At 39.4% G+C, this 23929-nt stretch carries 30 protein-coding genes; 23 read left to right on the top strand and 7 right to left on the bottom strand.

The annotated features are described in order from the left end of the window. Position 1 precedes the first annotated feature (1 nt). From rlmN to N8O43_RS01885, 3 genes are read left to right on the top strand one after another with little or no spacing between them, the layout of a single operon-like run. Positions 2 to 1087, top strand: a complete 1086-nt coding sequence (gene rlmN, locus N8O43_RS01895; protein WP_261089240.1) for a dual-specificity RNA methyltransferase RlmN — start codon at positions 2 to 4, stop codon at positions 1085 to 1087. Beyond that, complete coding sequence (locus tag N8O43_RS01890) at positions 1087 to 1569, top strand: VanZ family protein (protein ID WP_261089239.1); 483 nt, start codon at positions 1087 to 1089, stop codon at positions 1567 to 1569. Before rlmN ends, N8O43_RS01890 begins: the two co-directional genes overlap by 1 nt. Position 1570: 1 nt before the next feature. After that, a complete protein-coding gene (locus N8O43_RS01885; protein WP_261089238.1) occupies positions 1571 to 3112 on the top strand; it encodes an ABC-F family ATP-binding cassette domain-containing protein in 1542 nt (513 codons plus the stop codon). A 55-nt stretch (positions 3113 to 3167) separates the two neighbouring features. Here N8O43_RS01885 and N8O43_RS01880 read toward each other — a convergent pair whose 3' ends face one another. The 4 genes from N8O43_RS01880 to N8O43_RS01865 all read right to left on the bottom strand — a co-directional run bounded on the left by N8O43_RS01880 (position 3168) and on the right by N8O43_RS01865 (position 6258). After that, positions 3168 to 3971 (bottom strand): peptidylprolyl isomerase, encoded by an 804-nt coding sequence (locus tag N8O43_RS01880; RefSeq protein ID WP_261089237.1) that lies wholly within the window; start codon positions 3969 to 3971, stop codon positions 3168 to 3170. Positions 3972 to 4042: 71 nt separating this feature from the next. Further along, positions 4043 to 4855, bottom strand: a complete 813-nt coding sequence (locus N8O43_RS01875; RefSeq protein WP_261089236.1) for a Cof-type HAD-IIB family hydrolase — start codon at positions 4853 to 4855, stop codon at positions 4043 to 4045. A 12-nt stretch (positions 4856 to 4867) separates the two neighbouring features. Beyond that, the gene (locus tag N8O43_RS01870) at positions 4868 to 5611 is read right to left on the bottom strand and encodes a DeoR/GlpR family DNA-binding transcription regulator (RefSeq protein ID WP_261089235.1); all 744 of its coding nucleotides are present in this window, start codon (positions 5609 to 5611) and stop codon (positions 4868 to 4870) included. A 113-nt stretch (positions 5612 to 5724) separates the two neighbouring features. Next, positions 5725 to 6258 (bottom strand): hypothetical protein, encoded by a 534-nt coding sequence (locus N8O43_RS01865; RefSeq protein ID WP_261089233.1) that lies wholly within the window; start codon positions 6256 to 6258, stop codon positions 5725 to 5727. Between the two features lie 176 nt (positions 6259 to 6434). Between N8O43_RS01865 and rpsP the strand changes: the two genes are divergently transcribed. From rpsP to N8O43_RS01830, 7 genes are all read left to right on the top strand, one after another. Beyond that, positions 6435 to 6707, top strand: coding sequence for a 30S ribosomal protein S16 (rpsP, locus tag N8O43_RS01860; RefSeq protein WP_000268760.1), 273 nt, complete (start codon positions 6435 to 6437; stop codon positions 6705 to 6707). A 19-nt stretch (positions 6708 to 6726) separates the two neighbouring features. Next, positions 6727 to 6966 (top strand): RNA-binding protein KphA, encoded by a 240-nt coding sequence (gene kphA / locus N8O43_RS01855; RefSeq protein ID WP_000379617.1) that lies wholly within the window; start codon positions 6727 to 6729, stop codon positions 6964 to 6966. A gap of 44 nt (positions 6967 to 7010) precedes the next feature. Further along, a complete protein-coding gene (locus N8O43_RS01850; RefSeq protein WP_261089232.1) occupies positions 7011 to 7343 on the top strand; it encodes a MazG nucleotide pyrophosphohydrolase domain-containing protein in 333 nt (110 codons plus the stop codon). 97 nt (positions 7344 to 7440) lie between these two features. Continuing rightward, a complete protein-coding gene (locus tag N8O43_RS01845; protein WP_261089231.1) occupies positions 7441 to 8229 on the top strand; it encodes an alpha/beta fold hydrolase in 789 nt (262 codons plus the stop codon). A gap of 30 nt (positions 8230 to 8259) precedes the next feature. Then, positions 8260 to 8778: a ribosome maturation factor RimM gene (gene rimM / locus N8O43_RS01840; RefSeq protein ID WP_049542953.1), complete on the top strand. Its 519-nt coding sequence runs from the start codon at positions 8260 to 8262 to the stop codon at positions 8776 to 8778. Further along, a complete protein-coding gene (trmD, locus tag N8O43_RS01835) occupies positions 8768 to 9484 on the top strand; it encodes a tRNA (guanosine(37)-N1)-methyltransferase TrmD (RefSeq protein WP_049542955.1) in 717 nt (238 codons plus the stop codon). The genes rimM and trmD overlap by 11 nt, the downstream gene beginning before the upstream one ends. A gap of 14 nt (positions 9485 to 9498) precedes the next feature. Beyond that, on the top strand, positions 9499 to 9837 hold the full coding sequence (locus N8O43_RS01830; RefSeq protein ID WP_001196040.1) for an ATP cone domain-containing protein: 339 nt from the start codon (positions 9499 to 9501) through the stop codon (positions 9835 to 9837). 30 nt (positions 9838 to 9867) lie between these two features. Here the strand turns inward: N8O43_RS01830 and N8O43_RS01825 are convergent, their stop codons facing one another. After that, entirely contained in the window at positions 9868 to 10188 is a 321-nt protein-coding gene (locus N8O43_RS01825; RefSeq protein WP_153219394.1) for a hypothetical protein, read from the bottom strand. 98 nt (positions 10189 to 10286) lie between these two features. Here N8O43_RS01825 and N8O43_RS01820 point away from each other — a divergent pair, with 98 nt between their 5' ends. Further along, positions 10287 to 10502: a YdbC family protein gene (locus N8O43_RS01820; RefSeq protein ID WP_000807422.1), complete on the top strand. Its 216-nt coding sequence runs from the start codon at positions 10287 to 10289 to the stop codon at positions 10500 to 10502. A 53-nt stretch (positions 10503 to 10555) separates the two neighbouring features. Here the strand turns inward: N8O43_RS01820 and N8O43_RS01815 are convergent, their stop codons facing one another. Next, positions 10556 to 11092 (bottom strand): biotin transporter BioY, encoded by a 537-nt coding sequence (locus N8O43_RS01815; RefSeq protein WP_261089230.1) that lies wholly within the window; start codon positions 11090 to 11092, stop codon positions 10556 to 10558. A 196-nt stretch (positions 11093 to 11288) separates the two neighbouring features. After that, entirely contained in the window at positions 11289 to 12635 is a 1347-nt protein-coding gene (gene gor, locus N8O43_RS01810) for a glutathione-disulfide reductase (protein WP_261089229.1), read from the bottom strand. A 289-nt stretch (positions 12636 to 12924) separates the two neighbouring features. Between gor and N8O43_RS01805 the strand changes: the two genes are divergently transcribed. The 12 genes from N8O43_RS01805 to N8O43_RS01750 all read left to right on the top strand — a co-directional run bounded on the left by N8O43_RS01805 (position 12925) and on the right by N8O43_RS01750 (position 23898). Continuing rightward, positions 12925 to 14133, top strand: a complete 1209-nt coding sequence (locus N8O43_RS01805) for an efflux RND transporter periplasmic adaptor subunit (protein ID WP_261089460.1) — start codon at positions 12925 to 12927, stop codon at positions 14131 to 14133. Beyond that, complete coding sequence (locus tag N8O43_RS01800; protein ID WP_261089228.1) at positions 14117 to 14818, top strand: ABC transporter ATP-binding protein; 702 nt, start codon at positions 14117 to 14119, stop codon at positions 14816 to 14818. The genes N8O43_RS01805 and N8O43_RS01800 overlap by 17 nt, the downstream gene beginning before the upstream one ends. Before the next feature lies 1 nt (position 14819). Next, positions 14820 to 16079: an ABC transporter permease gene (locus tag N8O43_RS01795; RefSeq protein WP_261008823.1), complete on the top strand. Its 1260-nt coding sequence runs from the start codon at positions 14820 to 14822 to the stop codon at positions 16077 to 16079. A 123-nt stretch (positions 16080 to 16202) separates the two neighbouring features. After that, entirely contained in the window at positions 16203 to 18200 is a 1998-nt protein-coding gene (gene metG / locus N8O43_RS01790; RefSeq protein ID WP_261089227.1) for a methionine--tRNA ligase, read from the top strand. 133 nt (positions 18201 to 18333) lie between these two features. Then, a complete protein-coding gene (locus tag N8O43_RS01785) occupies positions 18334 to 18654 on the top strand; it encodes a PadR family transcriptional regulator (RefSeq protein ID WP_000665422.1) in 321 nt (106 codons plus the stop codon). Positions 18655 to 18657: 3 nt separating this feature from the next. Further along, positions 18658 to 19473, top strand: a complete 816-nt coding sequence (locus N8O43_RS01780) for a DUF1129 domain-containing protein (RefSeq protein WP_261089226.1) — start codon at positions 18658 to 18660, stop codon at positions 19471 to 19473. Positions 19474 to 19547: 74 nt separating this feature from the next. Beyond that, positions 19548 to 20474, top strand: coding sequence for an aldo/keto reductase (locus N8O43_RS01775; protein ID WP_261089224.1), 927 nt, complete (start codon positions 19548 to 19550; stop codon positions 20472 to 20474). Positions 20475 to 20608: 134 nt separating this feature from the next. Further along, positions 20609 to 21640, top strand: coding sequence for a DNA/RNA non-specific endonuclease (locus N8O43_RS01770; protein WP_261089222.1), 1032 nt, complete (start codon positions 20609 to 20611; stop codon positions 21638 to 21640). A gap of 105 nt (positions 21641 to 21745) precedes the next feature. After that, positions 21746 to 21982 (top strand): DUF2829 domain-containing protein, encoded by a 237-nt coding sequence (locus tag N8O43_RS01765; protein ID WP_000141913.1) that lies wholly within the window; start codon positions 21746 to 21748, stop codon positions 21980 to 21982. Continuing rightward, a complete protein-coding gene (locus N8O43_RS01760; RefSeq protein ID WP_261066857.1) occupies positions 21975 to 22673 on the top strand; it encodes a 3-oxoacyl-ACP reductase in 699 nt (232 codons plus the stop codon). Before N8O43_RS01765 ends, N8O43_RS01760 begins: the two co-directional genes overlap by 8 nt. Before the next feature lie 9 nt (positions 22674 to 22682). Continuing rightward, positions 22683 to 23162 carry an NUDIX hydrolase gene (locus N8O43_RS01755; protein ID WP_261008819.1) on the top strand — a complete coding sequence of 160 codons (480 nt, stop codon included), beginning with the start codon at positions 22683 to 22685 and terminating at the stop codon, positions 23160 to 23162. A 7-nt stretch (positions 23163 to 23169) separates the two neighbouring features. Next, positions 23170 to 23898, top strand: a complete 729-nt coding sequence (locus N8O43_RS01750) for a GNAT family N-acetyltransferase (protein ID WP_261008818.1) — start codon at positions 23170 to 23172, stop codon at positions 23896 to 23898. Positions 23899 to 23929: the final 31 nt, after the last annotated feature.

Below are 23929 nucleotides of genomic sequence, written 5' to 3'. Positions count from 1 at the left end.
AATGAAACCGTCAATTTATAGTTTAACACGTCAAACCATGCAGGAATGGGTATTGGAGCAAGGAGAAAAGAAATTCCGTGCTGATCAAATCTGGAAATGGCTCTACCGTAAACGTGTCCAGTCATTTGAAGAGATGACCAACCTTTCCAAGGATTTGATTGCTAAGCTTAATGATCAGTTTGTGGTCAATCCCTTGAAACAACGTATCGTTCAAGAGTCTGCTGATGGGACAGTTAAATATCTTTTTGAATTGCCAGATGGAATGCTGATTGAGACAGTACTCATGCGTCAACACTATGGTTTGTCAGTCTGTGTGACCACTCAGGTTGGCTGTAATATCGGTTGTACCTTCTGTGCCTCTGGTTTGATTAAGAAACAACGTGACCTCAATAATGGGGAAATTGTAGCGCAAATCATGCTGGTTCAGAAATACTTTGATGAGCGTGGTCAGGATGAACGCGTCAGTCATATTGTTGTCATGGGAATCGGTGAGCCCTTTGATAACTACAACAATGTCTTAAATTTCGTTCGCACTATCAACGATGATAAGGGAATGGCTATAGGTGCTCGTCACATCACGGTTTCAACCTCAGGTTTGGCCCATAAAATTCGTGATTTTGCTAATGAAGGGGTTCAGGTCAATCTTGCCGTTTCTCTTCACGCACCTAACAATGAATTGCGCTCAAGCATCATGAAGATTAATCGTGCCTTTCCGATTGAAAAACTCTTCGCAGCTATTGAGTACTACATCGAAACAACCAACCGTCGTGTGACCTTTGAATACATCATGCTCAATGAAGTCAACGACGGTGTTGAACAAGCCTTGGAATTAGCTGAATTGCTCAAGAACATCAAGAAATTGTCTTATGTAAACTTGATTCCGTATAACCCAGTTAGTGAGCATGACCAATATAGCCGTAGTCCTAAAGAGCGCGTCATGGCCTTCTATGATACACTCAAGAAAAAAGGGGTTAACTGTGTTGTTCGTCAAGAGCATGGTACTGATATTGATGCAGCTTGTGGACAATTGCGTTCTAATACAATGAAACGTGACCGCCAGAAAGCTGTCGCAGCAGTCAATCCTTAATGATGAAGAAAACTCATAATCATATTTTGGTCTTGGGAGTCATTTTCTATAGCATTTGTATCGTCTACTTTTGTTTTACTCCTCAAGAACATTCTCCCGTGGGAGTGGAAACTCCAGGTATTCAGCATCTTGGACGCCTGGTTTTTCTTTTGACTCCTTTCAATTCTTTCTGGAAACTGGGCGAAGTGAGTGATATGGGACAATTATGTTGGATTTTTTTACAAAATATCCTCAATGTCTTCTTGCTCTTTCCTCTGATGTTCCAACTCCTTTATCTCTTTCCAAACTTAAGGAAAACAAAAAGGATTCTTCTTTTCAGTTTTCTAGTGAGTCTTGGAATTGAGTGTACGCAGTTAGTCTTGGACTTTTTCTTTGATTTCAATCGCGTCTTTGAGATTGATGATTTGTGGACCAATACCTTGGGTGGTTATCTGGCTTGGCTCCTCTATAAACAATTACATAAAAACAAGATAAGGAATTAAAATGAGTATTTTAGAAGTTAAAAACCTGAGTCACGGTTTTGGTGACCGTGCAATTTTTGAAGATGTGTCTTTCCGTCTCCTCAAGGGAGAACATATCGGTCTGGTCGGTGCCAATGGCGAAGGAAAATCGACCTTTATGAGTATTGTGACTGGTAAGATGTTGCCAGATGAAGGGAAGGTTGAGTGGTCTAAATATGTGACGGCAGGCTACTTAGACCAGCACTCCGTTCTTGCTGAAGGCCAATCTGTTCGTGATGTTCTCCGTACAGCCTTTGATGAGTTATTCAAAGCTGAAGCCCGTATCAATGACCTTTATATGGAAATGGCTGAAGACGGAGCGGATGTTGATGCACTCATGGAAGAAGTGGGCGAACTTCAAGACCGTTTGGAGAGTCGTGATTTCTATACCTTGGATGCAAAGATTGACGAAGTGGCGCGTGCCCTTGGTGTCATGGACTTTGGAATGGATACGGATGTAACTTCTTTGTCAGGTGGACAAAGAACCAAGGTTCTTTTGGGCAAGCTTCTCCTTGAAAAGCCAGATATCTTGCTTCTGGATGAGCCGACTAACTACTTAGATGCTGAACATATTGACTGGCTCAAGCGCTATCTCCAAAACTATGAGAATGCCTTTGTCCTTATTTCGCACGATATTCCATTCTTGAACGATGTGATCAATATCGTCTATCATGTGGAGAATCAACAACTGACGCGTTACTCTGGTGACTACTATCAGTTCCAAGAAGTCTATGCCATGAAGAAATCTCAGCTGGAGGCTGCCTACGAACGTCAGCAGAAAGAGATTGCGGATCTTAAGGACTTTGTCGCTCGAAACAAAGCGCGTGTTGCAACACGAAACATGGCCATGTCTCGTCAGAAGAAATTGGATAAGATGGATATTATCGAACTGCAAAGTGAGAAACCAAAACCATCCTTTGATTTCAAATCGGCTCGTACACCTGGGCGCTTTATCTTCCAAGCCAAAGATTTGCAGATTGGTTATGACCGTCCTCTTACTAAGCCCTTAAATCTTACCTTTGAACGAAATCAAAAGGTTGCTATCATAGGTGCCAATGGTATCGGGAAAACAACTCTCTTAAAATCTCTCTTAGGTATTATTCCACCAATTGCTGGGGATGTTGAACGCGGTGACTACCTAGAACTTGGTTATTTTGAACAGGAAGTAGAAGGTGGTAATCGCCAAACCCCACTAGAGGCTGTCTGGAATGCCTTTCCTGCTCTTAACCAAGCAGAAGTCCGTGCAGCCCTTGCCCGTTGCGGTTTGACAACTAAGCATATTGAAAGCCAAATTCAGGTCTTGTCAGGTGGGGAACAAGCCAAGGTTCGTTTCTGTCTCTTGATGAATCGTGAAAACAACGTGTTAGTGTTGGACGAGCCGACTAACCACCTGGATGTGGATGCCAAGGATGAACTCAAACGCGCTCTTAAAGAATATAAGGGATCGATTCTTATGGTCTGCCACGAACCAGACTTTTATGAAGGTTGGATGGACCAAATCTGGGACTTTAACAATCTAACTTAAAAATCAGTATAAAAGAAATACAGTACCGAATGCGGATACTGTATTTTTTAGGTTTTTAAGATTTAAAATCGTAGTCTTTCACTACTTCGATACTATCGATAGTAATAGCAGTCGTTGGCTTGTCTTTTTCATCTTTTTCGGCTTTAGCAATCTTATCCACAACATCCATACCGTCAATGACTTGGCCAAAGACTGGGTGCTTACCATCTAGACTAGGATTTCCACCTTCTTTGTAGGCTTCGATGATTTTCTTTGGATACTTGCTTGTAGGGAGTTTAGCAGAGGTATCTGTGGAGTTTTGGTTGATGAAGAATTGGCTGCCATTGGTGTTTGGTTGGCCAGTATTTGCCATCGCAAGAGCCCCACGGATGTTATAGAGATAAGGAGTAATCTCGTTCTTGAAACCAGTTCCCTTGTCTTTTGTCTTATCCTTGTCATGCCAGATAGACTGACCACCTGTACCATCTCCCTTTGGATCTCCAGTTTGGACCATAAAGCCATCGATGACACGGTGGAAGGTAATGCCGTTATAGTAGCCTTCTTTGGTATGAGTGAGGAAGTTTTCAACTGCTAGAGGAGCGAGTTTAGGGAAGAGTTTAATGCGGATATCACCTTGACTTGTGTGGAGAATTACTTCGGCTTCATTTTCAGCAACTTCCTTAGAAAGTTGAGGGAAATTGGCATTCTCATTTGTTAGAGCATCGTTTAAATCCTTGGCAGATTGAGCAGCTGCTTTAGAGCTTTCTTCAGCAGCAAGGCTGGAATCAACATAATCATCACCACGCAGACTACGTTGGATGCTGCTACATCCGGCTAGGGCTACAGTGGACAATAAAAGAAGGGTTGCTAGTTTTTTCATTCTGTTCCTCTCAAAAATTCATTTCTACCATTGTACCCTAAAAGGAAGTGGATTTCAAATATCAATAGAGATTATTCTGCTAACACATATAACTTTATAGCTTGACTTACTCCATTTTGTTCATTAGAATCTGTTACTGCATTTGCACAGGATTTGACATCTGTTGGTGCATTTCCCATTGCAATACCAAGGCCTGCGGTTTCAATCATGGGAACATCATTATAATTGTCACCCAAGGCCATAATCTCCTTTGGGGGAATTTGATAGTAGTTAGCCAATTCTAACAGAGCCTGTTTTTTAGATACTTGATTATGTGTAACTTCAAGATAGTTATCCTTGGATAGATAAAAATCCGTTTGAGGGAAATCCATAATGGATAAGGTGTTTTGTAGTTTTTGTATAGTGTCTGATTTATCAATTAATAATAGTTTATGAACAAGAGTTTGTTCCTCTTTTATAAAATCTGTTATAGATGTAACTTTTGGACTTTCTCCAGTAATATCGGCTTCGATTTGTACCCATTTATCTAAAGTATTAACAAACCAATCTTGTCCAGAATAAACATTGATAGAAACTGTCGGAAATTCTCTTTTTAAAAAATCATGAAGAAATGTCAATTCTTTTTTATCAATAGAGTGCTGACTTAGAACCTCATCCCCCTTACTGATTAGGGCGCCGTTATAACATGCGATTGGTAAGTTACTAATACCTAGTTCTTTAGAGATTGGAGCAATACCGAGAGGAGAGCGAGCAGAAGCTAAGACAAAAGGGATTTCTTTTTGTTTTAAAATTGGCATCAGTTCTGGCAAATAAGAGTCTATCTGGTGATTTTTGTCTAAAATTGTTCCGTCAATATCGCTTATAATCAATTTAATATTTGTCATAGTTAACCTCTTTTAAAATAGAATAGTTGTTTTACCATCTAAAGATTTCTGAATTTCTATATCGGGTTCTTTGTCTGTAATCCAATAATCAAAATCAGCTAGTTCAGAAAGAATAAAGTGAGAGTGTTTGCTTATTTTACTGGTTTCAGCCAGTAAGACACGAGTTTTGCTTGTTTTAAATGCTCTCTTTTTCATTAGAACATCTTCTTGGTCTTCAAAACTAACTTGACCATCTGAAAGACTTGCAGCTCCAAAAAAAGCTAAATCAAACTTAATAGAGTTTAAAATCTCTGATTCTTCTAATGAGTAATAGAAACGATTCTCTTTATGAAATCGTCCACCTAGAATGTGAAAATCGACATTTTCTTTCCCTCCTAGAATAAGCGCATTATCTAATGAATGGCTGAAAATAGTAACTTTTTTATCTGTTATTTTTGCTAACTCAAGTACAGTTGTTGAAACATCATAGAAAATTAATTGTGATTCAGAAATAAGTTGGGTAGCTAAATGAGCAATTTTCTCTTTTTCTTTGGAAGATTGTTCTGCTCGACCTTGAAAACCAAGAATCCTTTGCTTTTGAATTGGCAATAAACCTCCATGAGTTCTTTTTGCTCGTTTCTCTTTTGCGAGAATAGAAAAATCTCTGCGGATGGTATCTTTGGATACTTGGAAATAGTCAACCATTTCTTTTGCTGATAGACTTCCTCTATCTTCTAAAAGTTTAATGATTTCTTCTAATCGTTGTTCTTGGTACATATGAATTCCCTCTTTCAATACTAATATACCTCTTTTGTAAGTATTTGTCAATAATTGTAATGTTTTATAAGTGTTTTAGATGATTTACAAAAAAATCAACCTGACTTGGTTGATTAAAGATTTTTCTTTGGATGACGGTCGATAATTTCCTGGTACTGTTCCAGTATCTGCTCTCCCTTTGGAGTCAATTTGTAGCCACGAATCGAAAAGTGACTTGCTAATTCTTCTTCTGAAAAGTTGTCATGAAGGGCTTGATTCAGGTCGGCAACCTTCATCTTAGATAGTTCTGTAATTCCCTTGCTTTTCAAAATATTCTTTTTCATTGTAGCATTTAGATGGTCAAGTGAATCAAAAGCAGTTTCAATGACAGTATAACCTTTTTCTACTAGAGTTTTTAGATGTTTTGGGGCCTCAATGCCATAAGTGTACTCAAAGTATTTAGGAAACCAGGTTTCGGTGGCAAAAGTGCCAAACTGGATTCTCCAGAGTAGAATGATATCTCCTGCTAGTAAATCATCTGTTAATAATTCCATATTTCGCTTAGGAACGGGCTTGGGATTTAGGAGCCAAGCATCCAAATCTCGTTCAGGAGTGATGAAGGGTTTGACTTGGTGGTCTTTATAAAATTTTTCTAAAATAGTATTCACGGATAGCCTCTTTCAAACTTTTATTTTCTATTCTAACAAATTTGTAAATGATTTAAAAATTTTATAGTCTGTCAAGTTTTTTTCTTGACACCTGTCAGAAATCTGATATAATAGAACATGTGCTAAATAGCTCAGCTATTTCACCGAAATAAAAAATAAGAAAAGAGACTTTAAAAATGGCAGTTAAAATCCGTTTGACTCGTATGGGTTCTAAGAAAAAACCTTTCTACCGTATCAACGTAGCAGATTCACGTTCACCACGTGACGGACGTTTCATCGAAACAGTTGGAACTTACAACCCACTTGTTGCTGAAAACCAAGTAACTTTGAAAGAAGATCGCGTTCTTGCATGGTTGGCTGATGGAGCTCAACCTTCAGATACAGTTCGTAACATCCTTTCAAAAGAAGGCGTATTGAAGAAATTCCACGATTCTAAATTCTCAAAATAAGTTTAAAGTAGGTTGACAGATGGATACGATTGAAAATCTCATTATTGCGATTGTGAAACCCTTGATTTCACAACCAGATGCCTTAACTATCAAGATTGAAGATACACCAGAATTTTTGGAATATCATTTGGATCTTGATCAAAGCGATGTGGGTCGTGTAATCGGTCGTAAGGGTCGCACTATTTCTGCGATAAGAACGATTGTCTACTCTGTCCCAACTGAAGACAAAAAAGTAAGAATCGTTATTGACGAAAAATAAGAAGGGCGGGACGAATGTCTCGCTTTTTTTGCAAGGAGCAGGATATGAAGGATTTAACGTTTAGACAATTACAAGGCTACTTACTCGAACATTACCAGCAGTCTCGGACTGAGGAAGGTCTTTTTATCAAGCTAGTGGAGGAAGTCGGAGAAGTAGCCGAAGTTTTGAATGGATGCTCTGGTCGAAAAGAGGGAGTTCAAGATTCGAACGAGGAACTTGCTAAAGAACTGGCTGATATCATTCACTACACCGTCGCAATCGCAGCCATCAACCATATTGACCTAACTAAAACCATCTTTGAGAAAGACAAAACTGCATCTATTAAGTACCAACATGAACGTGATTTGGAAGGTTTTTTGAAGGGGAAGGAGAGTTGATGTCCTCTTCCTCTAACTTGTGAAAATCCCTGGAACGTGATAAAATAAAGGATAAGGATTTTTAATAATTCATTATACAGAATGAGTGGATTTCTTTATGAATAGGATTGAAGTATCTACAGAAATTGGTAGTCTCTCTGTTACTTATCAAAAGCAAAAGAAAATGCTAATTTGTTTAAGTGGCGCAGGTTTGCTACCAAGTTATGAAAATTTTTCACTTATACTCGAAAAACTTCCTCCCACAATTGGTTATTTGACAATTGATTTTCCAAACACAGGTAGAAGTCCGATTCATGACCAAGCTGGAAAAAATCTGGATAATCTTGCAGATGCGGTTTATGAAGTACTTGAAGAATTGGCGATTTCTGAATATATACTTTGTGCACATAGTTTGAGTGGAATTTTAGCTTGCAAATTGCTCAACAAACCAATTAAGTGTCAGGCTTTAGTAGCAATTGAACCGACAACTAAAAAAGTCATGTTTGCTGATTTTTCAGAAAATCCTTATCCAGAAATGGAAGAGCAGATGAGGCTAATTGACGAGTGTGGTCCTGAACTTTATTTTAAGAACTTAACTCAAGCAACATTTAGCCCTGAGATTAATAAAGAAATCTGGGAAATAATGCAAGAAAAAGGTTCAGAGTTGGAAAATCAAGATACAGGATTTCAGATATCTGGAGAGATTACTGAGGAAGATTTTGAGAATGTATCTATAGAATCTTATATCCCTGTATTTATTTTTTGTCAGCCTTATAGAGAAAAAGAGTACAGAGAATCAGAATATTGGACTTCCAATACTAAACTCATTTTAGGAGGGAATCACCATTATTTACAATGGTCAGAATCAGAAAAAATTGTGACTATTATTCGAGAATTGTCCGAATAAGATGGATAGAAATAGAGTACAGGAGACAAGATGAACTACTTTAATGTTGGGAAAATCGTCAATACGCAAGGGTTGCAGGGTGAGATGCGAGTCTTGTCTGTGACGGATTTTGCAGAAGAACGGTTTAAAAAAGGTACTGAGCTAGCCTTATTTGATGAAAAAGATCAGTTTGTTCAAACAGTGACCATCGCTAGCCATCGTAAACAGAAGAACTTTGATATCATTAAATTCAAAGATATGTACCATATCAATGCTATTGAAAAGTACAAGGGATACAGTCTCAAGGTTGCTGAGGAAAATTTGAATGACCTAGACGAAGGTGAATTTTATTATCACGAGATTATCGGTTTGGAAGTCTATGAGGGTGATAACTTGATTGGAACCATCAAGGAAATCCTGCAACCAGGTGCCAACGATGTCTGGGTGGTTAAGCGAAAAGGCAAGCGTGACTTGCTCTTGCCTTATATCCCACCAGTGGTTCTAAATGTTGATATTCCAAATAACCGCGTCGATGTAGAAATCTTAGAAGGGTTAGACGATGAAGATTGATATTTTAACCCTTTTTCCAGAGATGTTTTCTCCGCTAGAGCACTCAATCGTTGGAAAGGCTCGAGAAAAGGGGCTCTTGGATATCCAGTATCATAATTTTCGAGAAAATGCTGAAAAGGCCCGCCATGTCGACGATGAGCCCTACGGAGGCGGTCAGGGGATGTTGCTCCGAGCACAACCCATTTTCGATGCCTTTGATGCTATTGAAAAGAAAAATCCGCGCGTCATTCTCCTCGATCCTGCTGGAAAGCAGTTTGATCAAGCTTATGCCGAGGATTTGTCTCAAGAGGAAGAGCTAATCTTTATCTGTGGGCACTACGAGGGTTATGATGAGCGCATTAAGACCTTGGTGACAGATGAGATTTCCCTGGGGGACTATGTCCTGACTGGTGGAGAATTGGCAGCCATGACCATGATTGATGCGACGGTTCGCCTGATTCCAGAAGTGATTGGCAAGGAGTCTAGCCACCAAGATGATAGTTTTTCTTCAGGCCTTCTCGAATACCCTCAGTACACACGCCCTTATGATTATCGAGGGATGGTCGTGCCAGATGTACTGATGAGTGGACACCATGAAAAGATTCGTCAGTGGCGCCTGTATGAGAGTTTAAAGAAAACCTATGAACGCAGACCGGATTTGCTTGAACATTATCAACTGACAGCAGAAGAAGAAAAAATGCTGGCAGAAATTAAAGAAAACAAATAATAAAGGAGAAACCTATGCAAGTAATCAAACGTGATGGAGAAATTGCTGAATTTAATCCAGATAAGATTTACCAAGCTATCTTAAAGGCAGCCCAGACTGTCTATGTATTGACAGATGATTTGCGTCAAAACCTTGCACAAGTCACTAAGAAAGTGGTTTTGGATTTGGAAGAAGCCAAGGTGGAACGTGCTACCATCAGCATGATTCAGTCTATGGTTGAACATCGTCTACTAGGTGCAGGTTACATTACCATTGCAGAACACTACATTTCCTATCGTCTACAACGTGACTTGGAAAGAAGTGGTTATGGAGATCATATCGCAGTTCATTTACATTTTGAACAAATTCGCTAAGAAAAAAGAGTGGGATGAAGCAACTACATCTCACTCTTTCTTAAATCTATTTTTTTGGGCTGTTTGGACAGTTGAAGGGACAAATCGCAGGCGTTGAATATCGCTTATACGGATAATACGGGTCACATTTTTGGCAAAATTTTTCACAATAATTTGCTGGCGCTGTTGATCGTATTTGATGATGTCACCTGTAAAGCTTGCCTCAGACAAGATAAGGTGAACAGCGCTTTGTTTCTGGATAGCCTCTTCAATAGTAGCTGTAAGGGAGTTGCTTTCAGTATGGTCAGGTTGGTCATGTCCATTTAAAAAGTCATGTATTTTATCTAGAACTTGCTGGAATTTATGTCTCATAGTGGCCTCCCTTCTTTTATATCAATATTATATAAAATTTTCGTAAAATCTACAAGATTTTACGAATAATCAAATGAAAGCTAAAAAAGGAGAAGAAAATGGCAGAATTTACATTTGAAATCGAAGAGCACTTGTTGACTCTTTCTGAAAACGAAAAAGGTTGGACCAAGGAAATCAACCGTGTGAGCTTTAATGGTGCCCCTGCAAAGTTTGATATTCGTGCTTGGAGTCCAGATCATACTAAAATGGGCAAAGGGATTACTCTCTCCAATGAAGAATTTCAAACAATGGTGGATGCCTTTAAAGGAAACTAAGTTTTCAAAATGAAAGAAAAGGATATTGAGTTATGACAACTCGATATCCTTTTTTAGTTAGTAAAGTAAGCCTGATTTTTAAGGCGTTGAAGTAGCGGACGGCTAATAAAACTAATAGCTAGAAGTTTAGCAAGGTCTGGAATGATAAAGGGAAGAACCCCCACAACAAGAGCTTTTTCAAATGCCATTCCAGCTAGGAAATGCAATCCAATGATCCCACCGACAAAAACAAGTGTATCTCCCAAGAGATTTGCTAGAAAAATTCTGACAATCCCACTCTTGCTGTTGGTTAGAGAGGAAGTAAGTCCAGAATAAACGAGATAAAACCAAAGGTAGCCTGCAGTAGGGCCGACTAAAGCCTGAAATCCTGCTCCACCTCCTGCAAAGACAGGAAGACCGATAGCGCCTAGAAGAAGATAGAGTCCAACAGAAAGTACAGCCTCTCTCGGTCTAAAGACAGTAGCAATCAAGCCGATTGCAAAGTTTTGCAGAGTGAAGGGAACAGGTCCAATTGGAAGACTGATTTGTGCCAAAACAGCAATGAGAGCAGCTCCAATAGCAGGGATAGCATAAACATGAGCTTTTTTCAAAATAGTTAACCTCTTTTCTGATGTATAGTAACTATTATACTCGAAGAGGAATTATTGTCAACCTATTTATAAACCCAAGGTAACAAAAACTGTAACGGCCGATTTTGCTTACTGGTTAAGTTGGATAATTTTTTTGTAGATTTGTAAGACATTAAAAAAGAAGTAGACACATTTGTATCAGCTTCTTTTGTTTCGATTAACGCATAGTTACAAATTCTTCGGATGCAGTTGGGTGAATCGCCACAGTTGCATCAAAGTCTGCCTTGGTTGCTCCCATTTTGATAGCAACAGCAAATCCTTGAATCATTTCATCAACACCGTAGCCAATTCCATGAAGTCCGACAACTTTTTCTTCTGAACCTGCTGTGATCAATTTGAAACGTGTTTCTTGACGGTTGCAAGTGCAAGCAGAGTACATAGAAGTAAAGCTTGATTTGTAAACCTTGATTTGGTCTTGACCGTATTCTTTAATAGCTTGCTCTTCGGTCAATCCAACCGTTCCAATAGCAGGGTGTGAAAAGACAACGGTTGGAATAGTTGAGTAGTCCATTTTAGCGGTTGTTTTGCCGTTAAAGAGACGTTCAGATAAAGTACGTCCAGCCTTGATAGCAACTGGAGTTAGTTCTTTTTCGCCTGTTACATCACCTAGAGCGTAGATTCCTTCAACAACAGTATTTTGGTATTCATCCACTTGGATAAAGCCACGTTCGTTCAGAGTTACTCCAGCTTTTTCAAGTTGCAAGTCCTTAACATTTGGACGGCGACCTGTAGCCCAGATAACTTGGCTAGCTGTGTGACTAGTACCATCTTCGAAATGAATGGTAATGCCATCAGTAGTTTTTTCTAACTTGACAGGGACTTTGTGAGTATGAAGTGGTAAGTTTGTTCTTTCCATTTCCTTGACCAAACCTTCAACGATGTAAGAATCAAAACCACGTAAAGGACGATCGCGGCGAACAAAGAGGTCTGTCTTGACACCAAAGGTGTGGAGTACGCCAGCCAATTCAACGGCGATATAACCAGCGCCTAGAATTGCAACTGACTCTGGCAATTCTTCCCAAGCAAATACATCATCAGAAGAGCCACCTAGCTCAGCACCAGGAATATTTGGAATACTTGGATGGGCACCAGTAGCGATCACGATATGTTTAGCACGGATCAGTTCACCATTTACGCTGACAGTATGAGAATCTACAAATTCAGCATGACCTTCAATCAAGTCTACACCGTTGCGTTTAAAACTGCCATCATAAGAAGAACGAGCGCGATCAATGTAGGCTTCACGATTGCGACGTAGGGTTGCAAAGTCAAAGTTAAGATCAGTAGTCTTAAAGCCGTAGTCTTCTCCAAATTGATGGAAAGTCTCAGCGATTTGTGCCCCGTACCACATGATTTTCTTAGGAACACAGCCGACGTTGACGCAGGTTCCACCTAGTTTCTTTTCCTCAATAACGGCCGCTTTGGCTCCGTGTTCACCAGCACGATTCATGGTAGCAATTCCTCCGCTACCTCCACCGATAGCAATGATATCGTATTCTCTCATTGTAAACTCCTTTGTACTCTTTGAAATAGTAGAGTGTCATTTTTTGATAGTCATATTCTATCTTTTTTTTGATTTGATTGCAAAAATCTGCTACGTTCAAAAAAATTAAAGAAAAGGCTTGCAAAAAATAAAAATAAAGTGTATTATATAACTAGTACAATGATTGTAAAATAAATTCCGAACAATAATCAAATCCTGAAATGTCATTATTTCGTTCTGAAATGTTATTGTTTATATTTGCTAATTTTTATATAATATTGTTAAGGACTTTAAATCAAAAAGGAGTTTCATTATGAAGAAGAATCGTAAAGCTAAAAAGTGGCAATTGTATGCAGCAATCGGTGCTGCCAGTGTAGTTGTATTAGGTGCTGGGGGAATTTTGCTCTTTAGACAACCATCTCAGACTGCTGTAAAAGATGAGCCTACTCATCTTGTTGTTGCCAAGGAAGGAAGCGTGGCGTCCTCTGTTTTATTGTCAGGGACAGTAACAGCAAAAAATGAACAATATGTTTATTTTGATGCTAGTAAGGGAGATTTAGATGAAATCCTTGTTTCTGTGGGTGATAAAGTCAGTGAAGGGCAGGCTTTAGTCAAGTACAGTAGTTCAGAAGCCCAGGCGGCCTATGATTCAGCTAGCCGAGCAGTAGCGAAGGCAGATCGTCATATCAATGAACTCAATCAAGCACGAAATGAAGCTGCTTCAGCTCCGGCTCCACAGTTGCCAACGCCAGCAGGAGGCGAAGGAGCTGCAGGGCAAACTCCAGCTCCAGTCTCAGGAAATGCAGTGTCATCTATTGATGCGCAACTAGGTGATGCTCGTGATGCTCGTGCAGATGCAGCTGCGCAATTAAGCAAGGCTCAAAGTCAGTTGGATGCCATGACAGTTCTCAGCACTCTAGAAGGAACTGTGGTCGAAGTCAACCGTAATGTTTCTAAATCTCCAACTGGAGCTAGCCAGGTGGTAGTTCATGTCGTTAGCAATGAAAACTTGCAAGTTAAGGGGGAACTATCTGAATACAACCTTGCCAACCTCTCTGTAGGACAAGAAGTAACCTTTACTTCTAAAGTTTACCAAGATAAGAGCTGGACTGGTAAGATTAGCTACATTTCTGACTACCCTAAAAATAATGGCGAAGCAGCAAGTGCAGCGGCTGCAGCAGCAGCTGGTAATTCTGGCTCTAAATATCCATATACCATTGATGTTACGAGTGAAATTGGTGATTTGAAACAAGGATTTTCAGTAAGCGTTGAGGTCAAGAATAAGAGTAAAGCCATTTTGGTTCCTCTAACAAGTGTTGTGACTGAAAATGATAAGAACTATGTCTGGGTGCTTGACGAGCAGAAAAAGGCTAAGAAAGTGGAAGTTGGTTTGGGCAATGCTGATGCAGACAACCAAGAAATCACTTCAGGTCTGACAAATGGAGTCAAGGTCATCAGTAACCCAACGTCTTCTCTAGAGGAAGGAAAAGAGGTGAAGGCTGATGAAGAAACTAATTAGTCTAAAAAATATCTGCAGAAGTTACCGTAATGGTGACCAAGAACTGCAGGTTCTCAAAAATATCAATCTAGAAGTGAATGAGGGTGAGTTTGTTGCCATCATGGGACCGTCTGGTTCTGGTAAGTCTACTCTCATGAATACGATTGGCATGTTGGATACACCAAGCAGTGGAGAGTATTATCTTGAAGGTCAAGAAGTGGCTGGACTAGGTGAAAAACAACTAGCCAAAGTTCGAAATCAAGAGATTGGATTTGTTTTTCAACAGTTCTTTCTTCTATCCAAACTTAATGCTCTGCAAAATGTAGAATTACCCTTGATTTACGCAGGAGTTTCAGCTTCAAAACGGCGCAAGTTAGCTGAGGAATATCTAGATAAGGTTGAATTGACTGAACGTAGTCACCATTTGCCTTCGGAATTATCTGGTGGTCAAAAGCAACGTGTGGCTATTGCGCGTGCCTTGGTAAACAATCCTTCTATTATACTTGCTGACGAGCCGACAGGAGCCTTGGATACCAAAACAGGTAATCAAATCATGCAACTATTGGTTGAACTAAATAAAGAAGGAACAACCATTATCATGGTAACGCATGAGCCTGAGATCGCTGCTTATGCCAAACGCCAGATTGTCATTCGAGATGGAGTTATTTCATCTGATAGTGCTCAGTTAGAAAAGGAGGAAAACTAAGATGCAGAATCTGAAATTTGCCTTTTCATCCATTATGGCCCACAAGATGCGTTCTTTCTTAACCATGATTGGGATTGTTATCGGTGTTTCCTCAGTTGTTGTGATTATGGCTCTAGGTGATTCCATGTCTCGTCAGGTCAATAAAACCATGACCAAGTCACAGAAGAATATTCATGTTTTTTTCTCGCCAATTAAAAGTAAAGATGGTTCTTTTACCCAAAAACAATCAGCTTTGACAGTTTCTGGGAAAGAAGAGGAAGTTTTTGTTGAACCACCAAAACCTCAAGAAGCTTGGGTCAAGGAAGCTGCTAATCTCAAGGGAGTGGATAGCTACTATTTAACCAACTCGACGAATGTTACCTTAACCTATAAGGATAAAAAGGTCGAACACGCTAACATGACAGGTGGAAATGTCACTTATATGGATGCGGTCGAAAATGAAATCATTGAAGGTCGTGGTCTTAGAGAGCAAGATTATAAAGATTTTGCAAGTGTGATTATCCTAGATGATGAACTAGCCAAGAGCCTTTTTGGTTCAGCAAAAGATGCACTCAATCAGATTGTTGAAGTAAATGAAATCAGCTACCGTGTTATTGGTGTCTATGAAAGTAAAGAAGCTAAGGCTGCAAAAACCTTTGGAGTCGGAGGACTACCAATTACGACTAATATTTCTCTTGCGGTCAATTTTAACACAGACGAGATTTCAAATATTGTCTTTCGTGTTAACGATACCAGCTTGAGCCAGACTTTGGGGCCAGAGTTGGCAAGAAGAATGACGGAGATTTCAGGTCTCCAACAAGGGGAGTATCAGGTAGCAGATGCAACAGAAGCCTTCAACGAAGTTCAACAAATGTTCGGCTTTATAACTACGATTATTAGTGCCATTGCGGGGATTTCCCTCTTTGTTGGTGGGACTGGTGTTATGAACATCATGCTGGTTTCGGTGACGGAGCGTACGCGTGAGATTGGTCTCCGTAAGGCTTTGGGTGCAACGCGTGCCAATATTTTAATTCAGTTTTTGATTGAATCCATGATTTTGACTTTGCTAGGCGGAGTTATTGGTCTAACCATTGCGACAGGCTTAACAGCTATAGCTGGTCTACTCTTGCAAGGATTGATAGCTGGTATAGAAGTAGGAGTATCAATCCCAGTTGCCCTATTTAGTCTTGCAGTTTCGGCTAGCGTGGGTATGATTTTTGGAGTTTTGCCAGCCAACAAGGCTTCGAAACTTGATCCAATTGAAGCCCTTCGTTATGAATAGAATAAACAAGATGGACACTCGTCTATCTTGTTTTTGTATGGATTTCCCTATCGAAAATCCTTAAAAATGTGATATAATGAAGTGTTAGAAAAACAGGTTTCATTTGCCTGGAAAGGAAAAATTATGTCTGAAAAGAATTTTTATATTACAACACCGATTTACTATCCATCTGGGAAACTTCATATCGGTTCTGCCTACACAACCATCGCTTGTGATGTCCTAGCACGTTACAAACGCCTGATGGGCTACGATGTCTTTTATTTGACAGGTCTTGATGAGCATGGTCAAAAGATTCAACAAAAAGCAGAAGAAGCTGGCATTACACCACAAGCCTATGTTGATGGAATGGCAGTTGGAGTCAAAGAACTCTGGCAATTACTCGATATCTCATACGATAAATTCATCCGTACAACTGATGACTACCATGAAAAAGTTGTGGCGCAAGTCTTTGAACGCTTGTTGGCTCAAGATGATATTTACTTGGGTGAATACTCTGGTTGGTATTCAGTCTCAGATGAAGAATTCTTTACAGAAAGCCAACTTGCGGAAGTTTTCCGTGACGAAGCTGGAAATGTGACTGGTGGTATCGCTCCATCAGGTCACGAGGTTGAATGGGTATCTGAAGAGTCTTACTTCCTTCGCCTCAGCAAATACCAAGATCGTTTGGTAGACTTTTTCAAAGCCCATCCTGAATTTATCACTCCAGATGGTCGTCTGAATGAAATGCTTCGCAACTTCATCGAACCAGGTTTAGAGGATTTAGCGGTATCTCGTACCACCTTTACCTGGGGTGTACCAGTCCCATCAAATCCAAAACACGTTGTCTATGTTTGGTTTGATGCTCTACTCAACTATGTGACAGCTCTTGGCTACGATCAAGACGAACACGCTAACTTTGACAAGTTCTGGAACGGAACAGTCTTCCATATGGTTGGAAAAGACATCCTTCGTTTTCACTCAATCTACTGGCCAATCCTTCTTATGATGTTGGATATCAAATTGCCAGAACGTTTGATTGGTCATGGTTGGTTTGTCATGAAAGATGGTAAGATGTCTAAGTCTAAGGGGAACGTTGTCTATCCTGAAATGTTGATAGAGCGTTTTGGATTAGATCCACTTCGCTACTACCTCATGCGTAGCCTTCCAGTTGGTTCAGACGGAACCTTCACTCCAGAAGACTATGTAGGACGTATCAACTACGAATTGGCCAATGACCTTGGAAACCTCCTCAACCGTACGGTTTCTATGATTAACAAGTACTTTGATGGGCAAATTCCAGCCTATGTGGAAGGTGTGACAGAATTTGACAATGCTCTTGCTCAAGTAGCTGCTGAATCAATCGCTGACTACCATACACACATGGAAGCAGTTGACTACCCACGTGCCCTAGAAGCAGTATGGACTCTTATCTCTCGTACTAATAAATACATCGACGAGACAGCTCCATGGGTATTGGCTAAGGATGAAGCACTTCGTGACCAATTGGCAAGTGTTATGAGCCACTTGGCAGCCAGCCTTCGTGTCGTTGCTCACTTGATTGAACCATTTATGATGGAAACCAGTCGTGCAGTCTTGACTCAACTTGGCTTGGAAGAAGTAGCGAGCCTTGAGGACTTGAGATTGGCTGATTTCCCAGCAGATGTGACTGTAGTTGCCAAAGGAACTCCAATCTTCCCACGTCTGGATATGGAAGAAGAAATCGCCTATATCAAGGAACAAATGGAAGGCAACAAACCAGCAGTCGAAAAAGAATGGAATCCAGACGAAGTCGAACTCAAACTAAACAAGGAAGAAATTAAGTTTGAAGACTTTGACAAGGTTGAAATTCGTGTTGCAGAAGTCAAAGAAGTTTCCAAAGTAGAAGGTTCTGATAAGTTGCTTCAATTCCGCCTAGATGCAGGTGATGGTGAAGACCGTCAAATCCTTTCAGGAATTGCGAAGTACTATCCAAATGAACAAGAATTGGTTGGCAAGAAAGTCCAAATCGTTGCCAACCTCAAACCGCGTAAGATGATGAAGAAATATGTCAGCCAAGGGATGATTCTCTCAGCTGAACATGATGGAAAATTAACCCTTCTTACAGTTGATCCAGCTGTACCAAACGGAAGTGTGATTGGGTAAAAATAGACAGGACTAGTTCAGGCTAGTTCTGTTTTTTTATTTGACTATTATGCTTTACAAACTAGTATGAAAGTAGTATACTATAGATGAAACTACTAGTAGGTATTACAAAGTAGATTAGAAGGGAGAAGGGATGAAGGAAACTCAACTATTAAAAGGTGTTCTTGAAGGTTGTGTCTTGGATATGATTGGTCAAAAAGAGCGATATGGTTATGAGTTGGTTCAGACTTTGCGAGAGGCTGGATTTGATACTATCGTTCCAGGAACTATTTATCCTTTGTTGCAAAAGTTAGAAAAAAATCAATGGATAAGAGGCGATATGCGCCCATCGCCAGATGGTCCAGATCGAAAGTATTTTTCGTTAACTAAAGAAGGAGAAGAGCGTGTCTCAGTCTTTTGGCAACAATGGGACGATTTGAGTCAAAAAGTAGAAGGAATTAAGAATGGGGGTTAAACCATGAAGAAAATGAAGTATTACGAAGAAACAAGCGCTTTGCTGCATGAGTTTTCTGAGGAGAATCAGCAGTATTTTGAGGAACTGTGGGATAGTTTTAATCTTGCTGGATTTCTCTATGATGAGGACTATCTCAGAGAGCAGATTTATTTGATGATGTTAGATTTCTCAGAAGCAGAACGAGATGGCATGAGTGCAGAGGATTATTTAGGTAAGAATCCTAAAAAAATAATGAAAGAGATTCTCAAGGAAGCACCACGCAGTTCTATCAAGGAGTCCCTTTTGACACCAATTTTTGTCCTAGCGATATTACGTTACTATCATCTACTGGGTGATTTTTCTAAAGGTCCTCTCTTAACAGTCAATTTGTTTACTTTTTTAGGGCAACTTCTTCTTTTTCTGATTGGATTTGCTCTTGTGGCCACAATCTTACGTTGGGGCTTAGTCCAAGATTCTCCTAAAATGAAAATTGGCACCTATATTGTCGTTGGGATTCTTGTTCTGCTAGTTGTTCTGGGATATGTAGGAATAGGAAGTTTTGTACAAGAAGGAGCATTTTATCTTCCTGCTCCCTGGGATAGTTTGTCTGTCTTTACGATTTCCCTAGTCATCAGTATTTGGAATTGGAAAGAACCGATTTTTCGTCCCTTTGTTAGTATGATTATTGCCCATCTTGTGGTAGGTTCTCTGCTTCGTTACTATGAGTGGATGGGAATTTCAAATGTTTTCCTTACAAAATTCATTCCTTTAGCTGTTCTTTTTATTGGCATTTTTCTCTTGTTCCGTGGGTTTAAGAAGATAAAATGGAGTGAAATATAGTCAAAAAGCCGTTGCAAAGCGGTTTTTTGTTATAATGAAGGGAAGAATGTTAGAAATTAAAGGAGAAAAATTTGATGAGATACATAACTCTTGGTCAAGATTACAAAGAATTATCAGAAATTGTTCTTGGAATGATGAGAATAGAAGATAAGTCTGTAAAAGAAGTTGAAGAGCTTGTAGAAACAGCACTTTCTGTTGGAATCAATGCTTTCGACTTGGCTGATATATATGGTCGTGGTCGTTGTGAAGAACTGTTAGGTCTTGTCCTAAAAAATCGTCCAGATTTAAGAGAAGAGATGTGGATTCAGTCAAAATGTGGCATTCGCATTGAAGAATTTACCTATTTTGATTTTTCTAAGGACTATATTATAAAATCAGTAGACGGTATTTTGCAAAGATTGAAGATTGATCATCTAGATAGCTTGCTTCTTCATCGACCAGATGCTTTGATGGAATCTGACCAAGTAGCAGAAGCCTTTGATCTCCTTTATAAACAAGGTAAGGTTCGAAATTTTGGAGTTTCTAATCAAAATCCTATGATGATGAAGTTGCTTAAAAAAGATGTCAAGCAGCCGCTAACTGTTAATCAGCTACAATTGAGTGCGGCTTTTACTCCAGGATTCGAATCAGGTTTTCATGTTAATATGGAAGATAGTCAAGCAGCTATGCGAGATGGCAGCATTTTTGAATATTGCAAATTACACGATGTGGTCATTCAAGCATGGTCTGTCTTACAATTCGGGTATTTTAAAGGGAATTTTGTTGGAAATGAGAAATTTCAAGTTTTAAATCAAGTACTTGATCGTTTAGCTATTAAATATGGAGTAACCCCTTCAACTATTGCCATTTCTTGGATATTGCGTTATCCAGCAAAAATGCAGGCAGTCGTAGGTACAACAAATCCTAAGCACTTGAGAGAAGTTAGTCAAGCGACAAACTTTAGCTTAACAAGAAAAGAATGGTATGAAATTTATCTTGCTGCAGGGAATAATTTGCCGTAAGTAGAAGCAGATGTAAATAAATCACAGTCAAAAAGCCGTTTTAAAGCAGTTTTTAACAATAATGATATATGATACGATTGATTGTTTTGATATATTATAGTAAAATGGAATAAAAATGCTAAAGGATGTTAAATATGAAGAAGTTGGTTTATGCGAGTCTAATCTTTTTATCAGTCTTTACTTTGGCGGCTTGTTCTGGTTATAAGAAAGAGACAAAAGTTTCAGAAGCAAAAGTGGAACAAAAACAAGCTAAGTTTGATGAAAAGTTGTTTAAAGAAGCTGGTCTATTGCCGTTTAAAAACAAGAAAAAACTTGAGCTAGGAGAATTGGATTCTAAAAATCGTGCGACTGGGGCTCATATTCAGCTCAAGGATAGTGATGAACCTACTGATAAGAGAGAAACAAAGTTGACCTATGATCCAGTCGGTTGGCACAATTATAAATTCTTTTATGGGGATGGCCGGGAAGAAGCTTGGTTGATGAGTAGAGGTCATTTGATTGGCTACCAATTTAGTGGTCTGAATGATGAAAAGAGAAATTTAGTTCCTATGACTAACTGGCTCAATGCTGGAAATTATTCTGGAACTGATGAACACAACCAGAGTAGCATGCTTTACTATGAAAATCGATTAGATTCATGGCTCGCTAATCATCCTAACTACTATCTTGATTATAAGGTGACGCCAATTTATCAGAAAGATGAACTGATTCCAAGACAAATTGAGTTGCAATATGTAGGCATTGATGAAAATGGTAAACTCTTGGAAATTAAATTGGAAAGTAGTAAAGAAAAGGTTGATAAGTACTCTGTGACGCATGTCGTTTTAGACAATATTTCGGCTAATGCAGAAATTAACTATTTGGATGGTACTGCTAAAAACCTAGTTGAAGACGCAAAGGTAAAAGAAGAAAAAGAAAAAGCTAATAAGGAAGCTGAGGAAAAGGCTAAGAAAGAGGCGGAGGAAAAAGCAGAAGCTGAGAAGAAGGCGAAAGAAGAGGAAGAAAAGGCTCGTCAAGCAGAACAAGAAAAGGAAGATAGTCAGGAATCAAACACGCAATCAGCAAATTCAGGTGGTTATTTCAAAGATTCCAGAGGAAGATGGCATAAACCAAATGGCAAGTATGCCTCTAAGAAAGAAATTAAAGCAGCTGGATTAACTTGGTAATCATGTAAATGATGGAATAATAAAATAAATCACAGTCAAAAAGCCGTTTTAAAGCGGTTTTTGTTATAATGAAGGGAAGAATTATTGATATTAAAGGAGAAAAACATGACATTTGAAGAGATCCTACCTGGGTTAAAGGCTAAGAAAAAATATGTACGAACTGGTTGGGGAGGTGCTGAAAACTATGTCCAACTTTTTGACACTATCGAGCAAAATGGGGTTGCACTTGAAGTGACACCCTATTTCCTAATCAACGTTTCTGGGGAGGGAGAGGGTTTTTCCATGTGGAGTCCGACACCTTGTGATGTTTTGGCGACGGATTGGGTAGAAGTGCATGACTAGACGTGTATTGATTACGGGAGTGAGTTCAGGGATCGGCCTGGCTCAGGCTCGACTTTTTTTAGAGAAGGACTATCAAGTTTATGGAGTTGACCAAGGTGAAAATCCACTCTTAGAGGGTGATTTCCACTTTTTACAGAGAGATTTGACCTTGAACTTGGAGCCTATTTTTGATTGGTGTCCTCAGGTTGATGTTTTGTGCAATACTGCTGGAGTTTTGGATGATTACAAACCACTTTTGGAACAGACAGCGCAGGAAATTCATGAGATTTTTGAAATCAACTACGTGACTCCTGTTGAGTTGACTCGGTATTATTTGACTCAAATGTTGGAGAATAAAAAAGGGATTATTATCAATATGTGCTCCATTGCTTCTAGCCTAGCAGGTGGAGGTGGACATGCCTATACTTCTTCGAAGCACGCCTTGGCTGGATTTACCAAGCAGTTGGCTCTAGATTATGCTGAAGCTGGGATTCAGGTCTTTGGTATCGCTCCAGGAGCAGTCAAGACAGCTATGACCGCTGCGGATTTTGAGCCAGGTGGATTGGCTGCCTGGGTCGCTAGTGAAACACCAATCAAGCGCTGGATTGAACCAGAGGAGATAGCAGAGATTAGCCTTTTCTTAGCAAGTGGGAAAGCGAGTGCCATGCAAGGACAAATACTGACAATAGACGGTGGCTGGTCTTTGAAGTAGGAGGATCTGATGGAAATCAAAAGACACTTTGGAGTCTACGCTGTTTGCTTTGAAAATGGGAAGTTACTCTGCATTGAAAAAACGAGAGGCCCTTATCAACATCGGTATGATCTACCTGGAGGCAGTCAGCGACTTGGTGAAGGACTGACGGAAACGCTGACTAGAGAAGTTTTGGAAGAGACGGGATACACTGTTAGAAGCTACTCCAATCCTCGAATCTACGATATTTTTGTCAGGGAAGAATTAAAAAATTTTATGGTTCACCATGTCATGGCCTTGTATGATGTTGAAATGAATGAGGAGGCACCTCAAGTTACGATTTCGGAAGCTGTATCTGATGGTGCGAATGATTCGCTGGGATATGTTTGGATGGATATTCAAAAAATCACGGAAGAAAATGCATCGCCATTAGTATTGAAGGTTAAGACTGAATTATTAGGATTTCCAGAATTGGACAAGACCTTGTATATGAATTGGAAGGTGAAGTAGGGGGATAATGGAACTATTTAAAACATGGAAGAAAAATATGGTTCTCTATGGTCTTAAATCTCAAATCGGAACTGTCTACCGAAACAGTGATAGGACAACAAGCTTTTATGATGTTGGGAATTTTCTATACCTAGCAGGGGAGTTGGATTCCAGATTTTGGGAAGATTTTGTTAGGAAATATGGTTTAGATTATAAGATTATTATTTCAGAAAATACCAATTGGCAAGATTTTCTGCATCGGAAAGTGGGGTTAAAGTCTTTTACTCGCTATTCTTTTAAAGATAAGGCAAATTTTCAAGTTGAATTTCTAAATAATCTAGTTAGTCAGTTAGAGGAAGATTACAATATTGTGCCTATTGATAATCATATTTATGACAGTTTTTCTGAGGAAGAATGGTCACAAGATTTACAGGGGGATTTTGAGTCCTATCAGGATTTTGTTTTAAAAGGTGGATTTGGCTTTGTGATTCTTAAAAATAATGAACTGATTGCTGGGATTTCCTCAGGGTTAGTTTACCGTGGAGCAGTTGAAGTGGAAGTTGCTACTAGACCAAACGAACAAGGAAATGGATTTGCTAAAAAACTTGGTGCTGCAATGATTCTAGAGAGTTTAAATAGAGATATGTTTCCACTTTGGGATGCTCATAACGAGGCTTCCAAAAAAGTAGCAGAATTTTTAGGATATGAGTTAGTTGAACCTTATGAAGCTTTTGAACTAGAGGAAAGTTTCATATAATGATATCTGATATTGTATCTTTTAAGACGAG

This window comes from Streptococcus mitis, assembly GCF_946190335.1.
In the GTDB taxonomy this organism is placed as follows: domain Bacteria; phylum Bacillota; class Bacilli; order Lactobacillales; family Streptococcaceae; genus Streptococcus; species Streptococcus mitis_CH.
This window is presented reverse-complemented; position numbering and strand designations above follow the sequence as displayed.